This window comes from Vibrio sp. CB1-14, from assembly GCF_040412085.2.
In the GTDB taxonomy this organism is placed as follows: Bacteria; Pseudomonadota; Gammaproteobacteria; order Enterobacterales; family Vibrionaceae; genus Vibrio; species Vibrio chaetopteri.
This window is the reverse complement of record NZ_CP115921.1, coordinates 95,676-119,060: the sequence shown is the minus strand read 5'-3', so window position 1 is coordinate 119,060 and position 23,385 is coordinate 95,676. Positions and strand designations below refer to the sequence as shown.

The following is a 23,385-nucleotide window of genomic DNA, read 5'->3' as shown; positions in this document are numbered from 1 at the left end:
GTGTGATCTTACTCGAAATAATACTTGCAAGGTCGCGCTGACGAGAGATGAAAAAGCCCCTTAACATAAGGGGCTTGGTAGGAGAATTTAGCTTTTACTTACCAGCGAGCCAGAAGACGGCATCATTCACCTTATCACTTCGCGGCGTACCCTTAGCGAGAATTTCATACTCAGTACCCGCTCTGAGGCTCATAAACGAAATGATTTCCTGCGTTGAATTACTTCTATCTAAAAGTAGGTAGTCGTACTCTGGATCGACGCCATCAAGGATCGCTTGCGCACGTTCTTTATCGACTCGTGGTACAGACCAATCGTGATACAGGAAGAAAATCGACGTCATTGTTTCTGAGAAACGAATGCTAGCTATACGATCGCGCTTTTCTTCTGGCACCTGTTCAACAAACGTAGCCAGATCTGGCTTCATATCCTTGGCAATGTCTATAGCAGGGAACAAATACGTGAATGCACTTGAGAAAAACAGTGCCGTCATAATTGCCATCTTACTCCACTGTGGCCAACCTTTGCGCTCAACAACGACCATCAGAGCGATAGCGGCCAGTGGGATCAAAGCGACTAAGTGCCACGTGCTTAACCATTCCATTAGTGCTGGTGGAATTTTGTGCTCAGGAAGTAAGCCAGACCATAGAGGAACTACGGCAAAGGCGATCAGCAAAAATGACATCAGAGCTAGCCATGCGCGGCGATACCAGTCAAACCATTTGCCTGCCAATGTCATGGCGGCATCGGCAATAATTAATGCAAATAGTGGCATTAACGGTGCCAGATACATTGAGCGCTTTGTTACCGAATAAGACAAAACGAAAATCGCCAAAGCAAACCAGAAAGTAAGGAAACCATCAATCCAAGAAAGTTGTTTTGGTTGACGCAACTTGTAAATAAAGTGACCGAGCCAAAGTACCAGTAGTGGCGTCCAAGGAGCACTGTATTCAAGTATACCTTTTACGTAGTAGAAAGGTTTGCCAGCGTGGTTGTGACCCAATGTATTCGTTGCCGAACCGGTCAGGCGGCCAACTTGGTTGTCCCAGAACCACGCTTTCCAAAGTTCTGGAGAGGCGTTTTTGTAGAATGGGTATATCCAACTCGCCGCAACCAAACACATGGTTGCAATACCAATAAGGTGCATAGCGATGAATTGACCCATTGGTGCGGCTTGTTCCGGAAATTGCTTACGCAAATGCAGTGCGCGAAGTACTAGTGGCACCCAAGCTAATCCGATACATAGCACGATAGCAACCGGGCCTTTGCTTAAGAATGCAAGGCCAGTAAAAGCACCGGCAACCACTAAATAGCCGAGCTTTTGGCGCAAGTACGCTTCACTGAAAGCCCATGTTGCAGCAATAGTGGTAAACATCAGCGCAGCATCAACACGAAGCCAATGGAAGTTAAGCACAAAGCCTTCTAAGGTGCCCAGAACAGCGAGTGCCATCCACGCATAGTTCTCACCTTTGAATAGGTAAGCGATGCGATAGGTCGCGGCCAACGAGCCAAGGCAAAGTAGGGAAAGCGCTAGACGACCTGCCATGATGGCGTCGAGACCCGTGGCATGCATCAAAAGCGTCGATATGACGAAGAAAACAGGGGGCTTTTCAACGAATGATATGCCAGCAAATTGAGGAATGATAAAGTCCCCAGTTAGGTACATGCTATGAATAATCGCAGCTACGCGAGGTTCGTCTGGTGTCCAGACATCATGATCGAATAGACCACTAAACACCACCGCGAGAATGGCGAGTACCAGAATAAACTTCCAGCTCTGGGTTTGATCACCGGTTTGCGTTGTTGACACTTTTTTTCTCCACTGTTGCTGCAAGTAAAATAGCTTGCGAGCGCCATGTTAAAACATTCATTAAGATAAAAGGGGTAAATTCTAGTTAGCTAGTATTGATGCATCAATAGTTTGTCCCTGAAATACAAGTGTATTTCCACAAGAATTGACGTCGTGCTGACAGGAGGATACCTTCCTATAAGTTAGCTTTATATGTTGTTTTTGTAACGATTGATAATTCTATACTTACAACTAGATGGGTATAAAGCGATAAATCGTTATGATAAATGGTTCTAGTGTTACCTATTGCTAGAAATTGTGATTTGGATCGACTATTGTCCCCAAGGTGATGGGGTTCCACCTACCTTAACCGCCAACTGGCTGATGACTCCTACAGTTTCTGAAAACAGGTGTAACTTGTTCGTGGGACATTTTGTCACGCGGTAACTGTAGATTTAAGCCGATTCCTACACCTGTTTTACTGTTAGCGGAAAACACCTGCAATATTCCCTTGCCCACGACTTTTGCTCCCGATGTTGTAAAGTACTTGGCTCGGTCTTATCACTTTACAGTTTGAACTCGATGATGTTGGACTCGCTTTCATTAATTAGCTTCTTAACAAAGTCATCAACCGGCATCGGTTTGTCAAAGTAATAACCCTGGCCGATTTCACAGCCAATTCTAGACAGTGTATTGGCTTGCTCTTTGGTTTCGATGCCTTCAGCAACCACCAATAAATCGAGGTTATTGGCCATAGCGACCATAGCCTGAACGAGCTGCTGATCTTTGGAGTCGGTAATGATGTCACGGACGAACGACTGGTCGATTTTTATACCATCCACCGTGAATCGGCGAAGGTAACTCAGTGACGAATAGCCGGTACCAAAATCATCTAGCCAAACTTCAATGCCACTTGCGCGGATTTCTTTCAGCGTACGTTCCGCCTCATCTTCATCTTGCAGTAGCAAGCTTTCTGTAATTTCCATGCGGATAGTGCGTGCGGGAACATGGTATTTCTCCATGTAGAACGCGAACATTTCCACTAGGTTTTGTCGATAAAGTTGTTTGGACGAAATGTTAATCGAAACATGAAAGTCGTGCGCAAAGTAAGGCATCCACTGCTGAATCTGGAAGCATAAACGCTCTATGAGCCACTGACCAAGCGGCAGAATCATCGCCGTTTCTTCGGCGATTGGGATAAAGTTGGCAGGCGAAATTATGCCCAAGACGGGGTGGCGCCAGCGAACCAATGATTCCGCGCCCATAATCCGGCCAGTCTTTAGGCAAACCAAAGGCTGGAACCATAGCTCAAACTGTTGCAAATCAGCGAGTGAACGTCGAAGTTCGCGCTCGATATTCGCTCGGTGCGTGACCGACTTGAGCATTTTTGGCGTAAACACTTTGTGCGTGTTTTTACCATCAGCCTTTGCTCGATACATTGCAATATCGGCGTTCTTGATCAGATCTTCGGCCGTTTTACCATTTTGTGGATAACGAGCGATACCTATACTTCCTCCCACCACGAGTTCTTCATTTTCCATCAGAATAGGAGAGCGAACTGCTAGGAAGATCTTTTTCAGTAAGCCATCTACATCTTCCGTCGTTTTAAGATGTGGGATCAACATTAAAAACTCGTCGCCGCCGATCCTAGAAATCATAGTCAGTGGATGATCGTTGGTGATTTCGCGTGCACATGTGGAGAGTTTTTCCGCTAGTCGCATTAGCAAAAAGTCGCCACTATCATGACCATAGTTGTCATTAATAACCTTAAACTCGTCAAGGTCAATAAATAACACGCTAAACGATGTTGCAGGGTAGGATTTTATCGTACCTTGTAAGTGTTGAATGAAGCGGGTTCGATTCGGGAGGTCGGTTAACGCATCGTGATAAGCTAGGTGCGAGATTTTTTGAGTGCGCTGTTCAAGCTTTGACGCCATAGACTGAACAGCGATGGTCAAATGACCGATTTCATCTTGCCTTTTCATCGTACTCATCGCTTGCGCAAGTTTGAAATCACCGCGTCCAATGGACTCTGCCTGCTCAGTGAGTTTAACCAACGGTCGGCTCCAGTGGCGAGAGATAATGGCAGCCATCAGCGCCGAAAAAGAGAGTAACAGTACTGCGGCGCCTAAGACCCCAAGATATAGGGCTTTTTGAGAGCGGTCATTGGTCGAATCAATCAATGTCGCCATGTTAGCAATATCGCGGTCGACTTTATCTAATGAAAATTCGATAAAAATCCCACCAATGATTTCGTCCTCAGCTCGAATCGGGCGAATGATGACTAAACGTTCATCAGAAAACTCATGAATTCGTTGGCCTTGGCTTAAGACTGCGCTGACATCATAGGGAAATGGTAGATCTCTTCCAAGCATCTCAAGTGAGGGGTCGCCGTCATGAAAAACATGTCCCTTGCTATCAAATACGACGAGACTTTTAAGTTCATCCATTTGTAGTAGTGGTTCTAGCAAATAGCCCGCTTCTTCTAAGTTGTACATATAGAGTGGATCGAACATCGACTTTGACAGATAGCTAGATATTTGCTCTGCACGTTTACTGAGCTCGGTTCGAAAGGTTTTACTATTTTGTACTGTGAGTTCGTGAAGTAGCCGTTGTGAGTGATTGGATGCCAACCATAAGTGCACCGCGGCACTAGTTAGCGTCATCACTACTGCTAGTGTGAATGTCACCAGCATGTATTGCCCTTGTAGTCGTAATTTCAGCTTCATTACTCGTATACCTACTTAAACCACATGCTTTCGATTTGCATACGATATTGATTGTAATCTACGAAAGAGTGCAATCGTGCGGGGGAGAATGTCTCAAACTTTGTGGTTTGCTGAAACTTATGCAGTGCCGCTTTTCCTTCTGCAGATTGATGTGCATTTACAAGACTGGTTTCAATGGTTTGCTTAACTTGAGATGGCAGATCTCTTCGCAGCAAAATGACACTGCGAGGGATGAACTCAGTACGATAAATGATCTCTATTTCCGGCTTTATGTGCGGTGGCATATCACCAGAGTCGTCCCAGTTGGTATTGGCGAAAGCACCCGCATCAGCTTGACCATGTGCCACCCAGGTTGAGAGGGAAATCTCATCAGCGCGGCGAAGCACATCGCCGGCAACGACGATATTGATGTTGTCGGGATTGGGAATTCGACTTGAAGCAGACTGAGATTTCATCGCTAATTGTTGGCTGATAAGGGTTTGTACTGGCATGTAAAAGCCGGAGGTGGAACTTCTGTCTTCGAGTACTAATGTTTTACCAATGAGATCATCAAGGGTATGAATACCACTGTCCTTGCGTGCGAAGAACACGGTTTGGTAATCCGCTTGTCCTTTTTTCCAGCGATGCAGACGAATATCAGCTTTGTGCTCTTGCTGGAGTTTTAGAGCGGCAAACAAGGTTTCCGAGACCATATCTACCTCACCAGTGTCCAGCCACTGGCCTAATTCGACGATGGAGTTGGTGACCTTAACGCGCCCTTCTTTATAACCATACGGAGCGAGTTGTCGCCCCAGGTATTTTGCAATAGGTGAAGTGAAACCGATGTGTTTACGTGCTTTGCTACTTAAAACGCCGATAGTAAAGGTTTGACTCTGTGATGCCTGTGCTGGTTTTTTAGCCACTTTGGGAGTGGATGCAATACTGAAAACACTGAAGCTCATTGCAGTCAGCCCTATAACAATAAGTCCGAGAGCTCTTCGCACTGAGCTTTTTTGGCACAGTGTACGGGCTAACATCGGACTAAAGATAGAACTTACACGCATTACAACAAGCCTTATAAATAACGATACAGATATATTAGGTGATAGCTCTCGACATTCGAATAAAATAGGTTGGCCGGAAACATTTGAGGCACTACTTATGGAATGGTTCTCACGATTTTTCAGTCAGAGCCCATCAAACGAATAAATTTTGGTAGCGGAACTATCTGCTATGATTCGGAATGTTAACATAATCATTTGTTCTGTGAATGCTTGTGGGGGTAAAAATAATTGGCTGATTTAGCTCAGGATTTGATACTTAGCCCAATTATTCATTAAACTTGATTCTGTAATTGCCGATATAGTGTGTATATCGATGTATTGAGGCTCGCCTAGGTAAACAGTAGGTAAGGTGATAGTGAGAAAGATTTTATTGGGACTTGGCGTAGGTGTCATGGCACTGGGTGCTGGCGGCGGAGCTGCGTATTATCTTGGTTACTTTGACGAACCCGAATCACCACAAACTAGTGGAGCTCGCAAATCGCAAGTTCCCCAAGACATGGTGGAGCCCTCAAAGATTGAAGAGCCGACTCCGGAACCAAAACCACTTCCTAATCAATATTACGTTTCTCGAGCCGCAGAGACCGTGTACTTGCAACCAGAAACCACCTCGATACCGGACGGTATAGCTTACTATGGCGAGCAGCTAAATGTGATGGAGAGGCGTGGTGATTGGATTCGAATTGCGCCAATTTATCAGCTGGAAGAGGGTGCTGATGAAGTGTCGCAGTGGGTCGATAGTGCTCACTTGTCTGTAGAGCCGGTAAAATTATCTGGGAGCGATTGGTTTGATGTACTACAAGAGTACATCGAGAACAGCGATCATTATATGAGCTTTCAAGAAGCCTTTCTCGACGCCAGTACTCAGCTTATCAAAGGCAAACAATGTCGCCTTGCTGACTTTGAAGAAGTCGGCGGTTGGATTAAATCAATTAATCACAAAGATAGCGTCTACTTTACCTACTGTGGTGGTATTGAAGCCGAACATAAAATTTACTTGAATGTTGCCAGCGGAAAGATATTTTAACGTCTGCAAAGCGATTACCAAGGAGATTTGTCTCGTTCTTTGTCTGCAGTACGCGCCATTTCTTGTACGCATTGTTTGAGTCGTTTTATTGACGTGAGGTCACCGTGCTCAATATGTTCGATGGGGGCGTAGCCATTGAATGCTTTGGAGTTATTGCGCACGTTGATGAAGTTGTTAATAAAATGAGAGCTTTCAAAGGCGGTGCGGAGCAAGCCATCTATTTCGACAATAAGATGCACTCGTTCAAAGGTCGATGGACCTACCGGTACGGTCGCTGGAGTCACTTTAAGGCGAGCGTGCTGTTCTTGTGAAAGTTCAAGAATGGCCTCGGTTTGATGATTGGATGCACCCCAACCATCGAGCACACCTAGCGCGTATTTGACCAGTGTAAGTCTTTCATTCTGTGACAGTTCCATTGTCTTATCCTTTTCACCACTACCATTTTGAATATAGTTGCTGAGCTGTATTACCTCAAGATGACGGACATTAAAGGGCTTCAAACTCTTTGTCTTAATGGTTTAGCTTTTTTTATTTGTCTTCTAACTAGGTTAGGCACATAATGCGAGCCTATTAGTATAGAGGTTATGTCTTTGAGTCGGTTCAGTGTGTCATTTTTGCTTGCTTTTGTTGTCGCGTTTTTCGCGCCAATGGGGTTTGCTGCATCTGATACTTTTGAAGGTGACCGAGTTGATAATACAAGCATCGCTGTATGGACGCACTCCCAAAGCTCCTATGACGCTTCCCATAAGTCGGTAGGCACACCGCGTGAGTTATCGAACAGACTTTCTTCAAAACTAAATCAGCGCCCAACCCATCCACGCAAACCTAATCGACCAACGTCTAATTCATTTGGTGAGCATGACGCGCAAGGCATTTTGTCTTCGTTGCGATGGTTCAACAGCGGTCAAGAATCACGTGAACAAGAAGCGCCAGATTACACTCAAATCGCTGATTTAGGTGCTTCTTGCTACTTTGAACAGTTTGTTTGCTCAGCAGATTCAAGACTGCTCACTCCTTTCTATTTTCGTCATGCTGCTTCTGAGCACCGTTTGAGTGGTTGGAAAGATGGCAACACCTTATACGTCTATTTGAGCTCGCTCTACGCTTAGTTCCCCTTTGCTATTTCTTAATTACTAGACTTGTGCTCAATTTCGCACAGGCGATCTAGTGCATTTCATTTTTTATATATTTAGCCTTTTGGCTGAGGGAAAACTATGCGTACAAAAAAACAACCCAGAGCAGTGTTGAATCATTATTCCACTTGGAAATACCTTGTCTTGGTCGTCACTTGCGTCATTTTAGCTCTTAGCGCGATGCCCTCATGGTTTGGCGAGAAACCCGCGATTGAGATTAAGTTACGCCAGCAGAACACGCATTTAGATACGCCGTTTAAAATCAATTCATTGTTGACAGGGCAAGGCGTTGAAACGACGTCGATCACCGTTGAGAATCATGTTGCTCAGCTGGTATTTGATAACGAAGCCGAGCAAACGGATGCTCGCAATGTGCTGGGGAAATGGGTCGGTAAAGAAGACACCATGTCTTACTCTTACACATCAGTTGCTCCGCAATGGCTTCAAACTATGGGTTTTACGCCGATTAAATTAGGTCTTGATTTGCGTGGTGGTGTTCAGTTCTTACTCAATGTTGACGTTGACCAAGCCGTCTCAGAGCAGCGAGATGCCGTGATTGATGAAATCAAACAGCAACTTCGAGATGAACGTGTATTTGGTGTGTCAGTAAGACCAGAGTCACACACGGCAATTAGCGTTACTGCCAAAGACAAGCAAGGGGAAATCGCGGTTCGTAAGTTTGTTAATGCGACTTACCCTGAGTGGCAAGCGAAAGGGGAAGGGAATGCGTTGTTGATTGCGATGAAAGCGCAGCCTTACACTGAGTTTGAAACGCTCACAATGCAGCAAAACCTTAAGATCATGCGTCAGCGTATTGAAGAGTTGGGTATCACAGAAGCCATGGTTCAGCGCCAGGGCAGCACAGGTATCCGAATCGAGCTCCCGGGTGTCCAAGACCCTTCATTAGCAAAGAGAGTGATTGGTGCAACCGCTAGCCTCGCATTTCATGAAGTCAGTACGTCATCGAATCCAATATCGACTTTACGTATTAAAGATGAGCAAGGTCAGTTTGTTACGCTGGTGAAAAAGCCAGTGTTGACGGGTGAGCACATCGTGAATGCGCGAGTGGGCTTCGATCAGATGAAGCGTCCGGAAGTTGATATCTCCCTTGATCACGCTGGTGGCAAGAAGATGAGCGACTTCTCGTCTACACATATTGGCAAACCAATGGCAACTGTGTATCGCGAGTATGGTGTGAATGCCCGTGGTGAGACGGAGCGCAGTGAGAAAGTAATCAGTGTGGCAACGATTCAATCTCAGCTTGGCAGTCAATTCCGTATTACCGGTTCGGGTAACCTAGAGGAAGCTCAGCAGCTTGCACTTCTGCTGCGAGCGGGTTCGCTTACAGCACCGGTCACCATTGTAGAAGAACGTACTATTGGTGCATCACTAGGTGCAGAGAATATTCAGAATGGATTTGCGGCGTTGGCATTGGGTATGGGACTGACCTTGACCTTTATGGCGCTCTGGTATCGTCGTTTGGGTTGGGTTGCGAATGTGGCACTGATTCTGAACATGTCTTGTTTGCTTGGTTTGATTGCCTTAGTTCCAGGGGCAGTGCTAACACTTCCGGGTATTGCTGGCCTAGTGCTTACAGTAGGTATGGCGGTGGATACCAACGTACTTATCTTTGAACGTATTCGAGACAAACTGGCAGAAGGGCGCAGTTTTGCTCAAGCGATTGATCAGGGCTTTAACTCTGCTGTGGCGACTATTTTGGATGCCAACATCACGACCATGATTACTGCTGTGATCTTATACGCTATTGGTAACGGTCCTATCCAAGGGTTTGCTTTAACGCTTGGGTTAGGTCTACTCACTAGTATGTTTACGGGAATTTTTGCCTCCCGCGCTATCATCAATCTTGTTTGGGGTCGCGACACTCGTCGTGAGGTAAGGGTTTAAGCATGAAACAGTTCTTTAAATCGCACATTCGTAATGTTCGTTATTTCACCAATATATTGTCGATTGGTTTAGTGGTGTTGTCTGTCGCTGCGGTGGGTATCCGTGGATTGAATCTTGGTCTAGATTTCACTGGAGGCGTGGTATCGGAAGTTCAACTGGGCAGTGCTACGACTCAAAGTGAGCTGCGAGACACCTTGACGCCACTATTGGGCGAGGGGATTTCTGTCACCAAATCGGGCGAAGAAGGCCGTTGGACAATTCGTTACGCTGCAGACCAAGATGCAGCAAAACATCAAGCGTTCAAAGAAGTGCTAGCGAATGCGTATCCGCACTCGAAAGTGGTGAGTGACAGCATAGTCGGTGCTCAGGTTGGTCAAGAGCTATACGACCAAGGTGGCTTAGCTCTGTTGGTTTGTTTGCTGTGTATCCTTGGATATTTGAGCTTCCGATTTGAGTGGCGTTTAGCAAGTGGTGCATTAGCTGCGCTGTTGCACGATGTGATCTTAGTTTTGGGTTTCTTCGCATTAACCCAAATGGAGTTTAACCTAACGGTATTTGCCGCGGTTCTAGCCGTGTTGGGCTATTCGTTGAACGACTCTATTATCATCGCCGACCGAATTCGTGAAATCCTGAAACTGAAGCCGAATGAGCAAACGGCGGACGTGAGTGACCAAGCCGTCATTGCCACATTTGCTCGAACCATGGTGACTTCTGGTACGACGCTAATTACCGTAGGAGCGCTATGGCTGCTGGGTGGTGACGCGCTGCAAGGATTTGCTACGGCGATGTTTATCGGTATTTTTTCTGGTACATGGTCGTCGATTTCGATGGGCACTGTTATCCCAGAATGGCTGCACCTTGAAGCGAAACACTATCAACCGGTTGAAATTGACACTGCACCTTAACCGGTGGCTGATTTAAAGTTAGGGCACCTCGTGGTGCCCTTTTTTGATTTAGCCTGCTCTAACTGTCTGAGAGGTACTTACTCTCATCTACCGCATCAATTTGGCTTTGCTCTAAGAACTGATTGGCGTAATCCATATACACTTTGCTGCGAACAAACAAACGAAAGACTTCGATATCCACATGATTATCTAGCGCCATATTGTGCAGAATATCGAGTGATTGACTGATGGTTTTCGCTTTTTTGTACGGTCTATCTGAGGCTGTGAGTGCTTCAAAAATATCGGAAACCGCCAGAATTCGCTCGGGTATAGATAACTCGTCTCCAGTTAACCGTCTTGGATATCCTGTCCCTTTCATTGTTTCGTGGTGAGTGGTGGCGATGCGCTCAACGTTCTGCAGATCTTCGGGAAATGGAATGCTACTCAGCATTTGGATGCCAGTGATCATATGTTCGTTGATTTTAAAGCGCTCTTCGGCCGTTAGTGTGCCTCGTGATATGGTGAGGTTGTGCAGTTCCCCTAGGTTATAGAGATGCTCAGGGACATCCACTTTTATGCCAAGCTCCGGTGGGTAAGTAATCTCGCTGTGATGATGGATAACGTGCTCGATTTTATCGCTGAGGAGCGATTCACTGACAGGGAGTGAGTTACTTTGTTTGGACATGCGTTTCTCTTCCGCCGGTGATAAGCCTAATTGATTATCGAAATAGCGCTGCCACGGCTGTTTAGCTATCTCGATGAGTCGCTCTTTGTCTTGGTCATTTAAAAACTCGCCACCGATATTGACGTTAGCAACAAAGGCAAATTGTTCGCGAAGCGTTTGTTGGCGAGCTTGGAGCGCTTCGATGATTTGCTGTTTATTCTCTGGCCCGTCAATTTCAGATTTCAGCGCCTCAATTTCTGCATCACGCCATAACACTTCAAAGCGAGTTCTGACTTCATTGATGCGATTGTAATTGGTTTCAAGCTTTGTACCTTTATCTACGACGTATTCTGGTGTGGTTATTTTGCCGCAATCATGCAGCCAAGCGGCTATCCTAAACTCACGGCGCTCCGCGTCATTTTTAAAATGGAAATTCTCAAACGTGTTATCTTTTTCCTGTTCAGCTGCGTCAACCAACATGAGCGCAAGCTCTGGTACGCGCAGGCAGTGCCCTCCTGTGTATGGGGATTTGCTATCAATGGTTTTCGCAATTAGTTGGATTATCGATTCTATGAACTCCTCCTGAGATTGCTGATATTGGTTTAGGGATTGAGACATTTCAAAGATGGCAGTAGAAAGCTCATCGACTTCACGAATTGAACTGCTGTGCTTTTCGACTTGGTCATATTGACGACGTTTAACTTTGTCTGTTTCTTTAACGAGTCGATAGATAGGGTTAGAAAGCGGGGTACTGAAATACCAAACAATGGGGACCATGATTACCAGTGCTGCTAGTGTCCACAGTACGTTGTAGATTACGTAGTTATAGACATGGCTCAGCACTTTTTCTTCTGGTAACGATATGATTAGATACTCCGCAGGTACGTTGTTTACTTTATCGACGAATACGTAACTTGGTTTATTGTCGATATCAATTGCGGTGATATCACCAAAACTTGCAGGGTCGGCGAGACGTGATAACAACGTCTCATTGTTAATGTGCCCTAAGGTTTGTTTCGGGGAAGCCAGCCAGCGAGTTTTTATTTGTTCTAGTACACCAATTTCTTTTAAATATTGAAGAGACTGGTTGACAAGGGTGACATACGGCTGAAGTTCTTCCCTTGCGACGAAGGTAAAGCCTTTCGGTAAAATACTGTCATCGGCAATAGTTCGAAGGGTTAGCTCTCCATCATCATGCCGCGCTAGTTTGTTGACGAGAATCGCTCGATTGTCCAGTACCGCACTTATTCTTTGATCCTTTGCATCTTTTATCGCGTCGCTGTACGTATCGTATCGATAGACGGTTATGTCAGGGTATGTATCGATAAGCCTTTGCGTCACTGACCAGCCATCAATCATGCCGATGGTTTTGCCGGACAGATCTGATAGTGAGTTTATCGCGGAGACGTTTTGGTGCGAGAGCACTGCATAGTCGAGTTCGTAGAGTATATCGCCTTCGAGGTGTGATTCGGTAATGGTGTTAGTCGTGGCGATAGACTGAAGAATATCAATATTTTGCTTTTGGAAACCTTCAACGAGTTCGCTCCAATGCAAACCATTGACATATTGGAACTGTAAACCCGTAGCATCGGAAATCAGTCTAAATAGATCGGGTGCCAATCCGTAAGGTTCACCACTCACAGCAAAATCGATAGGTTCCCAATTGAGTTGGTTAGAGACGGTGAGTACAGGGGCGTTTATCACGGTAGTGATTTGATCATCGCTTAGGGGCATGGTACTGACATAAGGGAGATCAATACTTTTTGAATCAAAATGATTACCTCCGATTATTCGACCATCGAAACTGCTCACATAAACTTCTGCTCCTTTAAGAAGCTCGACACCTTCTAGGGATTGCTCAAAGTGACCATCAAGTCCCGCTAGAGAGATATCGACTCCAACGACAGCATTACGATCTGGTAGGCGTTTGGAGAAGGTCTGCCCAGTGATTCTGATGTTGTGAAATAAATACGGCTGAGATTTGCTTACTGAACCGGGTTTTGCGCGCGTATACCAGACACGTTCTGTTGGGTAGTAATTGCTAAGATTGGTAACCTCTCTGCTAGGTTCCAAATTGTCGAAGAAGTAGCGAGTGGTTTTAATTCGGCTGTTGCTATTAGTTTGGTGTTCAACCACCATCCACGTTTCGCCTTCCATTAGGTCAAGCTGCCTGCGGATATATTCAGGTTCAACATTAAACAATTGAACAAAGTGGTCATCATCAAAACCGATATAAATACTGTGCAAAAAGTTATTGCCTACGAAAGCGGCGCCAAACAGTTCGATAAGCTCTGCTGTGGTTTTTTTTCCGGGTGTTGTATTTAGTAAGTAGGTCAACTGGTTTGTGGTTTGTTCTCCTACTTTATCGAACTGCTCTAGTCGATCAGATACGATGGAGGAGACAAGTTCGAGCGTGCCTAGCGCGGTATCAACTTCTCGTTGTTTGGTTAGCGAATAAATTACGGATGCAGACAATATCGCTGTGGCGGAGATCGCGACGATAAAGAGCAGCGCTACTGCGCGGCGAATGGAGAATTTTTTTAACCCACTGGACTTTTTGGACATGGACAAGCGAAACCTAATTAAGGTCGAGGTTATTCCTGCATTGTTAGAAGGGAACCTGACTCTATTTATCTAATTTTATTGATTTATTTAAATATAGTAGACATTTTGGTTTGCGAATAAAAAGCCTCGCGAATGCGAGGCTTAGTGATTGATTAGACGTGTTTATATCTCTTTGTCTTTACCAAGAGATAGCAACCAAAGTGATACGGCTGCAACCCCAACAAATCCAGACAAGATGATGACCGGCATTGCGGCGTAGCCAAGCACGTGCCAAATAACCGATTCAAATGTGCTCATTCAGTGCTCCTTTATTGCCAGCCTTCAACGCCTTCCATGTCAGGTAGACGGTGTGCGATACCTTTGTGGCAATCTACACAAGTCTTTTCACCTGACGCAAGCGCTGTCGAGTGTTGTTGAACGCTTCGTGGACCCTGTTCAGAAAAGTCCATAAAATCGAACTCATGACAGTTTCGACATTCCAGTGAGTCGTTACCTTTTAGTCGTGCCCATTCGCGCTCTGCTAGGTGTCCACGACGAGCTTGGAATTTCTCTTCTGTACCGATAGTGTCGAGTACATAGTGAGCGAATAGTTCTTTCGATGCTTGAACCTTACGAATGATTTTATCTGTCCAGTTATGTGGAACGTGACAGTCAGAACAGATAGCACGAACACCCGAACGGTTTGACCAGTGAATGGTTTCCTGGATTTCCGCTACGATAGGAGCATGACAGCCCGAGCAAAATTCCTCGGTGTTGGTCATTTCCATACCCGTGTTAAAGGCACCCCAAAACAAAAGCCCACCAGAGAAGCCTAGGAACAGGACAACACCCGCCGCGACTTTACTTGGTGACTTAAGACGTTTCCAAAACGCTTTTAAAAATTTCATATATAGCCTCTCTCTACTTCAATTGGCTATTCAGTACGCAATGAATCAACGCGCTCGAAGTCGTTGCCAACCAATGGTTGAGCGTCAACTTGAGGTACGTGGCACTGAAGACAGAAGTAGCGACGAGGAGACATATCAGCCAACACAGCATCTTCACGGTTCATGTAGTGAGTCACACTGATTTTGGTTGCACCTGCTTCTTTCGCATTTTTCCAGCTATGGCATGCCAAGCACTTGTTCGCGTTAAGCGATACTTCATAGTTACGAATCTGGTGAGGGATCAGTGGAGGCTGATACACATATGAACTCTCTACCAGTTGGTCTTTAGGTGTGTGCTTGAAGTCATCCGCAGGACGAGTGTCTTCAAGGTTAGTACTACCACGAAGTGAATCTAGACCACCAGTTCCACCCGGGTTATTCAATTCTGCTTGTGCTACGCCGGCGATAAGTGCACCAACAGAGAGAATAGCAACAATCAATTTTTTCATTTTTGTTTCTCCGCCTTTAGGCTAATTCTTCGATGGCTACTCCTACTGGAGCAGCCGTTTCGCTCATTCGTTCTCTGTTAAGCCAATTTGGTGATCTTAACAGGGCACTTCTTGAAGTCTGTCTGTTTGGACAGAGGATCAGTCGCATCGAGAATCAACTTGTTGATTAGGATACGAGCATCGAAGAATGGTACGAATACCAAACCTTTAGGTGGACGGTTACGACCACGTGTTTCAACACGGACACGTACTTCACCGCGTTTGTTTGCCATGAGAATTTCTTCACCGCGACGTACACCGCGAGCCTTGGCATCTTCTGGGTGCATGTAACACACAGCATCAGGGACTGCTTTATACAGCTCAGGAACACGACGAGTCATAGTACCTGTGTGCCAGTGCTCTAGAACACGGCCGGTACATAGCCACAAGTCAAATTCTTCGTCTGGCACTTCTGGTGGCGCTTCGTACGGTGCTGAAATAATCCAAGCTTTGCCGTCTGGCTTGCCGTAGAAGTCCCAGCCAGAACCGGCTTTCGCGTAAGGATCCGAACCTTCTTTGTAGCGCCAAAGTGTTTCTTTACCATCAACAACCGGCCAACGTAAACCACGTACTTGATGGTAAACATCGTATGGTGCTAAGTCGTGACCATGGCCGCGACCAAATGCTGCGTACTCTTCGAACAGACCTTTTTGAACGTAGTAACCGAAGTGGTGCGCATCGTCGTTTAGCTCACGAGCTTCTTCAATAGGGTACTTATCGACTTGACCGTTTTTGAACAGCATGTCGTACATTGTCTTACCACGGTACTCTGGAGATTTAGCTAGAAGCTCTTCTGGCCAAACGTCTTCCATCTTGAAGCGCTTAGAGAATTCCATAACTTGCCACAAGTCAGATTTTGCTTCGCCTACAGTTTCTACTTGTTGGTACCAAGCTTGAGTACGACGTTCTGCGTTACCGTAAGCCCCTTCTTTTTCAATCCACATAGCGGTTGGAAGAACAAGGTCAGCAGCTTGCGCTGTCGCTGTAGGGTATGGGTCAGAAACAACAATGAAGTTTTCCGGGTTGCGGTAGCCGGGCAGACGCTCTTCGTTAATGTTAGGACCGGCTTGCATGTTGTTATTACATTGAACCCAGTAGCAGTTTAGAACGCCGTCTTTCAACATACGGTCTTGCAGTACAGCGTGGAAACCAGGTTTTGGTGGGATCGTGCCTTCTGGCAGTTTCCATTCTTTCTCAGCAATCGCACGGTGTTTAGGGTTTGCAACTACCATATCAGCCGGTAGACGGTGAGCAAAAGTACCAACTTCACGAGCAGTACCACATGCTGATGGCTGGCCAGTCAGTGAGAATGGGCTGTTACCCGGAGTAGCGATCTTACCTGTTAGTAGGTGGATGTTATAAACCAAACCGTTCATCCATACACCACGAGTATGTTGGTTCATACCCATAGTCCAAAGTGACATCACTTTAGTGTTTGGATCGGCGTATTGTTTCGCAAGCTCAATCAATTTCTCTGGCTCAACACCTGAGATCTCTGATGCTTTTTCTACTGTGTATGGAGCAACAGATTTTTTGTACTCTTCGAATGAGATATCACTCATGTTGCCAGAGTTAGGGTTTGCTGCTGCTTTTTGCAGTGGATCGTCATCGCGTAGACCGTAACCGATATCGGTATCAGCTTGTTTGAAGTTCGTGTGTTTGTTTACGAAGTCCCAGTTAACCGCATCGTTTTGAATGATGTAGTTAGCGATGAAGTTTGCGATCGCAAGGTCAGACTGTGGATTAAAGATGTAACCGTGATCTGCAAGCTCGAATGAACGGTGGTAGTACGTAGACAGTACGTTAACGCGAACATGAGGGTGACTTAGGCGACGGTCAGTAATACGCGTCCAAAGTACCGGGTGCATCTCTGCCATGTTTGAACCCCAAAGCACGAATGCATCAGCGTTCTCGAAATCATCGTAACAACCCATAGGCTCATCAATACCAAAGGCACGCATGAAACCCACTACCGCAGATGCCATACAGTGACGAGCGTTCGGGTCGATGTTGTTTGAACGGAAACCTGCTTTCATCATTTTAGCTGCAGCGTAACCTTCCATCACGGTCCACTGACCAGAACCAAACATACCGATGCTTGTTGGGCCTTTGGCTTTGAGAGACGCTTTCCATTTCTCAGCCATGATGTCGAACGCTTCGTCCCAAGAGATAGGTGCAAACTCACCGTCTTTGTCGAACTTGCCATCTTTCATACGAAGTAGAGGTTGTGTTAGACGATCATTACCGTACATCACTTTAGACAGGAAGTAACCTTTGATACAGTTCAAACCCTTGTTAACTGGCGCTTCAGGGTCACCTTGGGTCGCAACAACTTTACCGTTTTGCGTCCCTACTAGTACAGAACAGCCTGTACCACAGAAACGACAAGGTGCTTTATCCCAGGTAATTTTTGTTTGGTCGGAGCTAGCAATTAGGTTGGTTGCTGATGCAGGAAGGGTAATACCCGCTACAGCCGCCGCTGATGCCGCTGCGTTCGCTTTCACGAACGCACGTCTTGTCATTTTCATACTTCACCCTCTAATTGGGAATGGTTACTTCCAGTGTTATTTTCATCGTCGTCTAGCCCGGACTCAATTTGGTGAAACACCAAGGCGCAGGTTAGGACGTTAGGTAAGTTGTTGATAGCGTCAATAGTGTCAGTGACGAAACCTTGGTTTTCGGTCTCTAGGACGACAACGATCTTGCCTTCCTCACTGTCTCCATAGATCTCTGCGTTATCGAATTTCTCGATTTCGCTCTTAACTTCTGCGAGGTGTTCTGCCTTGCAGTTAACTACCAAACTTGAGATATGTACTTCGTTTAGTGACATTAAATGGTGTTCTCTTTGTTATTTTTAATTCTGTTTCTAGACATTGCTCACTGAGATAGAAGAAGTAGGGCACGGAGACACACAGGCTCCACATCCATTACAATCTGCTAACTCCAATTGAGGTAACGCGACGCCACCTGCACGTAACTTAAACGTAATCGCCATTGTTTCGCAGCTATCACCACAGCTTCTGCACTCAACATTATTATGCGCTAAGCAAGTGTCATTAATGACGGCTTTGGCGTTCCATGGTTGTGTCTTGATACCATTAAATATAGGCTCTGGGCAGATTTCTGCACACTTGTAGCAAAAGGTACATTCATCAACTGCGAAGTCGATAGCAGGGTAGCCGCCGTCGCCTTTATGGATAATTTCTGTTTCACAAACTTCTTCGCATTTTCCACAGCGGGTACATAAGTCTGTAAACTGTTCAAGATTGTTGACCCAAGGGAGTCTGATTTGAGTAGGATCGATGGCTTTGCGTCTAAACAAACGTCGTTTTGCAATATCTACCATTCATGGCACCAATGAAACGTGTAATAACAAAAGTGTAGCCCACTTTGCCTGTTAACAATCTTTAATTAATAGTCATATGAATTGTAGTTTTCGACACATTTGTATAAATACCTCCTAGGAGGTAATTGAGTGCTAAGCTTGTTTTGGATCAATAAATTACTGACAATAGATGGATAGTGTTGGCTCTAGTTTTAGCACGTTCGAGATGATGGCTTTGCGGGCATTCGATAGTTTGATGAGATGAATGGATTATGAAAAAACCGACAAAATCCGTCACAGGAACCATAGCGAAGGCGATGATTTTGATTTTATTGCTCTCGTTAATCACAACCAATTTCGCGATTTTGACCTTGGCGTCGAGCTTGAATGATGCTGAAGCGGTCAATGTGTCGGGGTCTATGCGAATGCAAAGCTATAGATTGGCGAACGATATTCAAATGGACTCACCTGAGTATCATACCCATGTTGAGCAGTTTGAGCGCTCCCTCTACTCACCCTCTATGAAAGCGCTGCAATCTTGGGATGTACCAGAAGCAATCACTCAAGACTACTATCAAGTCATCATACGTTGGCATGAACTCAAGAAGATATTGGTGAGCGAAGACCGCCAGCAGTATTTGCACCTCGTCGCAGACTTTGTGGATGGCATTGATCACTTTGTGTTACAGCTTCAAGAGCACTCTGAAAACAAGCTGATTCGTTTAGCGTGGGCGGGTGGTATAGGTTTAGGCGGAATCCTTATCGTTGCTATCTATGTGGTCTTGTTCGTGCGCAAGCAGATTGTAAGGCCGTTAGGTCAGTTAATTTCAGCCAGTGAGCAGATTCAAAATCGCTACTTTGATGTTAAGGTCGATCTGCGTTCTGATAATGAGCTTGGCATTTTAGGCCGCGCTTTCAAAAACATGGCCGATGACCTGGGGAAACTTTACCGGGGGCTAGAGGATGCCGTGAATGAGAAAACACATAAGTTGCAGCATGCTCATCAGTCATTGGAAGTGCTTTATCAATCGTCGCAGGAACTAACGGCCACGCGTATATCTCATGAAAACTTCAGAGCCATCCTTAGTTACATCTACAGTATTGAAGGTATTACGGCGGTTGAGCTTCAAGTTTCTGAAGTAGAGGGCACACCATGGGTAGTAAGTGAAGGTCAATTCAATGGTAATTCTGAACGAATTAAAGCACTGAAACTCGATGGTGAAACCTTAGGGCAACTACGATATCAAATCGGCTTGCCGTGTCCTGATGAACAGCTGGTGGACAACTTTGCGCAAATTTTAGCGCGTGCGGTTTACTATAATAAATCACAGCGACAGACCGAACAGCTTATATTGATGGAAGAACGAGCTACAATAGCGCGTGAGCTTCACGATTCTTTGGCTCAGTCGCTGTCTTACCTAAAGATACAGGTTACACTGCTCAATCGCTCTATTAGCAAGGAGTTTGGCAGTCTTGAGGGCAGCCGATCTGCTGTCGTGCTTAATGATATACGAGAAGGGCTGGATAATGCTTATATTCAGCTTAGAGAGCTACTTACCACGTTTAGATTGTCGATTAAAGAAGGCACATTTGGTGAAGCGTTAACTGAGATGCTGAATCAACTAGATAGCCAAACCCCCGCCGATATAGCGTTAGACAATCAAATGTCATCTTTGGAGCTAGGTGCCAATGAGCAAGTGCACATACTGCAGTTGATTCGAGAAGCTGTGCTTAACGCGATTAAACATGCAAAAGCTTCAAAAATTCAGGTCTCTTGCCTAGAAGAAGAAAATGCAGTGGTCACGGTTAAGATAGCCGATGACGGCGTAGGATTCGATCAAGCGATGGAGAAGTTGGATCACTACGGGATGAGTATCATGCAAGAGCGTGCGGCGCGCTTAAACGCAGATTTTTCGATACATTCTGCGAAAGAGCAGGGGTGTGAAGTGCGATTTACGTTTCAACGAACAGATGCAGCATAGAATGATTTCTGTATTGCAAAAACATAACAAAGCGAAGGAGCCACTCAGTGAGCGAATGTAAAGTCATGTTAGTCGATGACCATCCATTAATGAGGCGCGGCATTGGTCAGTTGCTCAGCTTTGAGGATGACTTTGAAGTCGTCGCAGAAGCTAGCAATGGCTCAGATGCTGTAGCCTTGGCTAAAGAGATAGAACCGGATTTGGTGCTTCTCGACCTCAATATGAAAGGCATGTCGGGATTAGATACGCTAAAAGCGCTTCGTGAAGATGATTTCCAGGGCTTTATTGTCATCCTGACGGTCTCTGACATTCCTGCCGATATCGATTCGTTGGTGAAAGCCGGTGCCGACGGGTACTTGCTAAAAGATACTGAGCCAGATGAAATAGTCGAACTCCTTCGCGGTTTAAGTGATGGCAGCAAAGCGTTTAGCGGTGCGATCAAAACGTATTTGAGTGAGCGCGCGAATATCAGTGATGTGTTTACCACACTAACAGAAAGAGAGATGCAAATTCTTAAAGAGGTAGCGAAAGGGTTTAGGAATAAACAAATCGCTGACCGCTTGTTCATCTCTGAATCGACAGTCAAAGTGCACATGAAAAGCCTGTTGAGAAAGCTGCAAGTGCCATCAAGAACGGCTGCGACGATTTTATATTTAGAACGTTATGGTGAAGCTAAATAGCGCTGATTGAACTGCTGCGTTCAAATAAGTAATAAACCAAAATCCCGACCTAGAGTCGGGATTTTTTGTACGTATCGATATCTATCTTGCTATAACGTTACCCATCACTGGGAGTAACAGATAAAAAAAGCCCCCACCATTAGGTGAGGGCTTGATAGATTTTAGAGTTTGGTTACAGCTTCTTAGAAAGCACACCAGTCAATGCGATGATACCAAGACCAATCAGCATGATAGGACCCTTACCGCTGTCGAAGCCGCTAGAGATACCAGCGAATGCTACGATAGCTACTGCTACAGGGATAACAAATTTAACTAGGTTGTACCACAGACCGAATAGTGGGAATTTAACCTCACCATCGTTAGTGATTTCTTTCTCTAGCTCTTCGCGGCTTAGTCTCCAACCAGCGAAGATACATACCAACATACCGCCAACTGCTAGGAAGATCTTATCAGTCATTAGGTCGAAGATATCGAATGCACCTGTATCAAACAGAGTAGGACCTACACCGCCTAGCGATAGAGAAGCGAAGATACATAGCACTGCCATTACTGCTGCTGCAGAAAGCACGGCTGTAGAACGTTTCAGGCCTTTCTCGTCGATTAGGTAAGACACAACAACCTCTAGTAGAGATACTGAAGATGTCAGTGCTGCAACCGTTAGACCAACGAAGAACAGTAGTGCGAAGATAAGACCAACGCCGCCCATTTCAGCAAATAGCTGAGGAACAACGACGAATACTAGACCAGGACCTGCTGCTGGCTCCATACCCAGAGCAAACATTGCCGGGAACATTGCGATACCCGCTAGGATAGCAACACCTGTGTCCATTGCCGTAACCATACCTGTCGTTTGAACTAGGTTCTCTTTCTTCTTCAGGTAGCTACCGTATGTGATCATACAACCCATACCTAGGCTTAGAGAGAAGAATGCTTGACCAAGTGCTGCAAGCACAACGCCGCTATCTACTTTCGAGAAGTCTGGGCTGAATAGGAACTCAACACCTGCCATCGCGCCAGGTAGTGAAAGACCTTTCACCGATACGATGATTAGGATAAGGAATAGGATCGGCATCAGGATCTTACCTGCTTTTTCGATACCACCTGAAATACCACGGCTAACGATGATGATGTTCATTAGCAAGTAGACACCCATCCAAAGAAGAGGCTGTACAGGGTCTGTGATGAAACCACCAAAGCTATCACCGATGGCTTCAGGTGTGCTCAACAGGCCTGTTGCGACTTTCTGAACATAAGCCAGCGCCCAGCCACCTACTACCGGGTAGAAACCCATGATAAGTAGACCACTTAGTACGCCAATTACCCCAACAAATGTCCAGCGACCGTCTGTCGATTTAAAAGCACCAACTGCACTGCGACCAGTCTTACGACCAACAGCAAATTCAGTCAGCATTACGCTAAAACCAATGAAAATAACAAATGCAAGATAGATAACGATGAATGCACCACCGCCATTTTCGCCTGCTGTGTATGGGAATTTCCAAATATTACCAAGACCTACAGCAGAACCTGCTGCGGCCATTACGAAGCCAAGCTTCGAACCCCAATTGTCGCGGGGTGCTGCGTTTGTGTTGCTCGTTGCCACGATAACTCCAATTAATCTGTTGTGTTTGTCCGTAACTTTGGCGCCGAAACGTTGTGTGTATTTTTTTATATACACCTTCTAAAAGTTGTAGAGGCGCGCTAACAGTGACAAGTAAACCAGTTTATGGTTGCAGTTGGAACCCTTAAAAGTGTTTTTTTCTGACTTTTGTAGGAAAAATGTTGTCAACTGCTGATTATTTAAACGTTGGTTGTATGTTTTTCTATAAAATCCTAGACAAGCAGTGCCAATTCCTGATTTTCGCTAGTCACTTCATTGCATATTATAGGCAAAGATTCTGGAGATATTTGGATTTTTAGCATGACTACATTCGAAGCCATAGAGTTGCGAGGTGAATATAATTTGCCAGTGTTTGACTAACATTTCATCGATTACACGCAAAAAATGTATGTTTACTCGTGGGTTTTGAGAAGAATTGGTAGGTAATTTGTATGTTTTTGAAAGTCAATTTTAATGGTGAATTTAATTGTTATTTAAATTGTAAATTATTCATTCCATGGAATTGATGCAAAGTTTCAATTTATAGTAACAAGGTAGTTAATAATTCTGGTTATTTCCAGGAAATGCCGATAATTAATCTATTGGATGAAATGGAGAAGATGAAAAGGAAGTCGTTTAAATGCAAGTAGG

18 protein-coding genes and 1 riboswitch are annotated in these 23,385 nt (G+C 45.3%); of the genes, 6 read left to right on the top strand and 12 right to left on the bottom strand.

From position 1 onward, the window contains the following. Positions 1-94: 94 nt before the first annotated feature. The 3 genes from PG915_RS16615 to PG915_RS16605 all read right to left on the bottom strand — a co-directional run bounded on the left by PG915_RS16615 (position 95) and on the right by PG915_RS16605 (position 5,456). Complete coding sequence (locus tag PG915_RS16615) at positions 95-1,807, bottom strand: ArnT family glycosyltransferase (RefSeq protein ID WP_353499539.1); 1,713 nt, start codon at positions 1,805-1,807, stop codon at positions 95-97. 315 nt (positions 1,808-2,122) lie between these two features. Then, positions 2,123-2,187, top strand: a riboswitch (Fluoride riboswitch). A 165-nt stretch (positions 2,188-2,352) separates the two neighbouring features. Beyond that, on the bottom strand, positions 2,353-4,515 hold the full coding sequence (locus PG915_RS16610) for a putative bifunctional diguanylate cyclase/phosphodiesterase (RefSeq protein WP_353499538.1): 2,163 nt from the start codon (positions 4,513-4,515) through the stop codon (positions 2,353-2,355). Positions 4,516-4,526: 11 nt separating this feature from the next. Continuing rightward, entirely contained in the window at positions 4,527-5,456 is a 930-nt protein-coding gene (locus PG915_RS16605) for a phosphate/phosphite/phosphonate ABC transporter substrate-binding protein (protein WP_353499537.1), read from the bottom strand. Positions 5,457-5,913: 457 nt separating this feature from the next. On the opposite strand from PG915_RS16605, the gene PG915_RS16600 reads away from it, so the two are divergent. Further along, positions 5,914-6,582: a hypothetical protein gene (locus tag PG915_RS16600; protein WP_353499536.1), complete on the top strand. Its 669-nt coding sequence runs from the start codon at positions 5,914-5,916 to the stop codon at positions 6,580-6,582. Between the two features lie 14 nt (positions 6,583-6,596). On the opposite strand, the gene PG915_RS16595 is transcribed toward PG915_RS16600, so the two are convergent. After that, positions 6,597-6,998 carry a hypothetical protein gene (locus PG915_RS16595; protein WP_353499535.1) on the bottom strand — a complete coding sequence of 134 codons (402 nt, stop codon included), beginning with the start codon at positions 6,996-6,998 and terminating at the stop codon, positions 6,597-6,599. Between the two features lie 174 nt (positions 6,999-7,172). Between PG915_RS16595 and PG915_RS16590 the strand changes: the two genes are divergently transcribed. The 3 genes from PG915_RS16590 to secF all read left to right on the top strand — a co-directional run bounded on the left by PG915_RS16590 (position 7,173) and on the right by secF (position 10,525). Then, the gene (locus PG915_RS16590; RefSeq protein ID WP_353499534.1) at positions 7,173-7,691 is read left to right on the top strand and encodes a hypothetical protein; all 519 of its coding nucleotides are present in this window, start codon (positions 7,173-7,175) and stop codon (positions 7,689-7,691) included. A gap of 105 nt (positions 7,692-7,796) precedes the next feature. Beyond that, entirely contained in the window at positions 7,797-9,620 is a 1,824-nt protein-coding gene (gene secD / locus PG915_RS16585; protein ID WP_353499533.1) for a protein translocase subunit SecD, read from the top strand. A 2-nt stretch (positions 9,621-9,622) separates the two neighbouring features. Then, positions 9,623-10,525, top strand: coding sequence for a protein translocase subunit SecF (secF, locus tag PG915_RS16580; protein ID WP_353499532.1), 903 nt, complete (start codon positions 9,623-9,625; stop codon positions 10,523-10,525). A gap of 58 nt (positions 10,526-10,583) precedes the next feature. On the opposite strand, the gene PG915_RS16575 is transcribed toward secF, so the two are convergent. The 7 genes from PG915_RS16575 to napF form a co-directional block, all read right to left on the bottom strand. Further along, positions 10,584-13,733, bottom strand: a complete 3,150-nt coding sequence (locus PG915_RS16575; RefSeq protein WP_353499531.1) for an HD domain-containing phosphohydrolase — start codon at positions 13,731-13,733, stop codon at positions 10,584-10,586. Between the two features lie 162 nt (positions 13,734-13,895). Beyond that, positions 13,896-14,030: a TIGR02808 family protein gene (locus PG915_RS16570; protein ID WP_353499530.1), complete on the bottom strand. Its 135-nt coding sequence runs from the start codon at positions 14,028-14,030 to the stop codon at positions 13,896-13,898. A gap of 11 nt (positions 14,031-14,041) precedes the next feature. Next, positions 14,042-14,620: a NapC/NirT family cytochrome c gene (locus PG915_RS16565; RefSeq protein WP_353499529.1), complete on the bottom strand. Its 579-nt coding sequence runs from the start codon at positions 14,618-14,620 to the stop codon at positions 14,042-14,044. 26 nt (positions 14,621-14,646) lie between these two features. Next, positions 14,647-15,108 (bottom strand): nitrate reductase cytochrome c-type subunit, encoded by a 462-nt coding sequence (locus PG915_RS16560; protein WP_042495465.1) that lies wholly within the window; start codon positions 15,106-15,108, stop codon positions 14,647-14,649. A gap of 77 nt (positions 15,109-15,185) precedes the next feature. Further along, a complete protein-coding gene (gene napA / locus PG915_RS16555) occupies positions 15,186-17,675 on the bottom strand; it encodes a periplasmic nitrate reductase subunit alpha (RefSeq protein ID WP_353499528.1) in 2,490 nt (829 codons plus the stop codon). Continuing rightward, positions 17,672-17,977 carry a chaperone NapD gene (locus PG915_RS16550; protein WP_042471229.1) on the bottom strand — a complete coding sequence of 102 codons (306 nt, stop codon included), beginning with the start codon at positions 17,975-17,977 and terminating at the stop codon, positions 17,672-17,674. Before PG915_RS16550 ends, napA begins: the two co-directional genes overlap by 4 nt. Before the next feature lie 36 nt (positions 17,978-18,013). Beyond that, positions 18,014-18,493: a ferredoxin-type protein NapF gene (napF, locus tag PG915_RS16545; RefSeq protein WP_353499527.1), complete on the bottom strand. Its 480-nt coding sequence runs from the start codon at positions 18,491-18,493 to the stop codon at positions 18,014-18,016. Between the two features lie 248 nt (positions 18,494-18,741). On the opposite strand from napF, the gene narQ reads away from it, so the two are divergent. Next, positions 18,742-20,454 carry a nitrate/nitrite two-component system sensor histidine kinase NarQ gene (narQ, locus tag PG915_RS16540; protein ID WP_418643002.1) on the top strand — a complete coding sequence of 571 codons (1,713 nt, stop codon included), beginning with the start codon at positions 18,742-18,744 and terminating at the stop codon, positions 20,452-20,454. Positions 20,455-20,501: 47 nt separating this feature from the next. Beyond that, positions 20,502-21,134, top strand: a complete 633-nt coding sequence (locus PG915_RS16535; RefSeq protein WP_353499525.1) for a response regulator — start codon at positions 20,502-20,504, stop codon at positions 21,132-21,134. A 172-nt stretch (positions 21,135-21,306) separates the two neighbouring features. On the opposite strand, the gene PG915_RS16530 is transcribed toward PG915_RS16535, so the two are convergent. Next, positions 21,307-22,737, bottom strand: a complete 1,431-nt coding sequence (locus PG915_RS16530) for a sodium-dependent transporter (protein ID WP_353499524.1) — start codon at positions 22,735-22,737, stop codon at positions 21,307-21,309. Positions 22,738-23,385 lie beyond the last annotated feature (648 nt).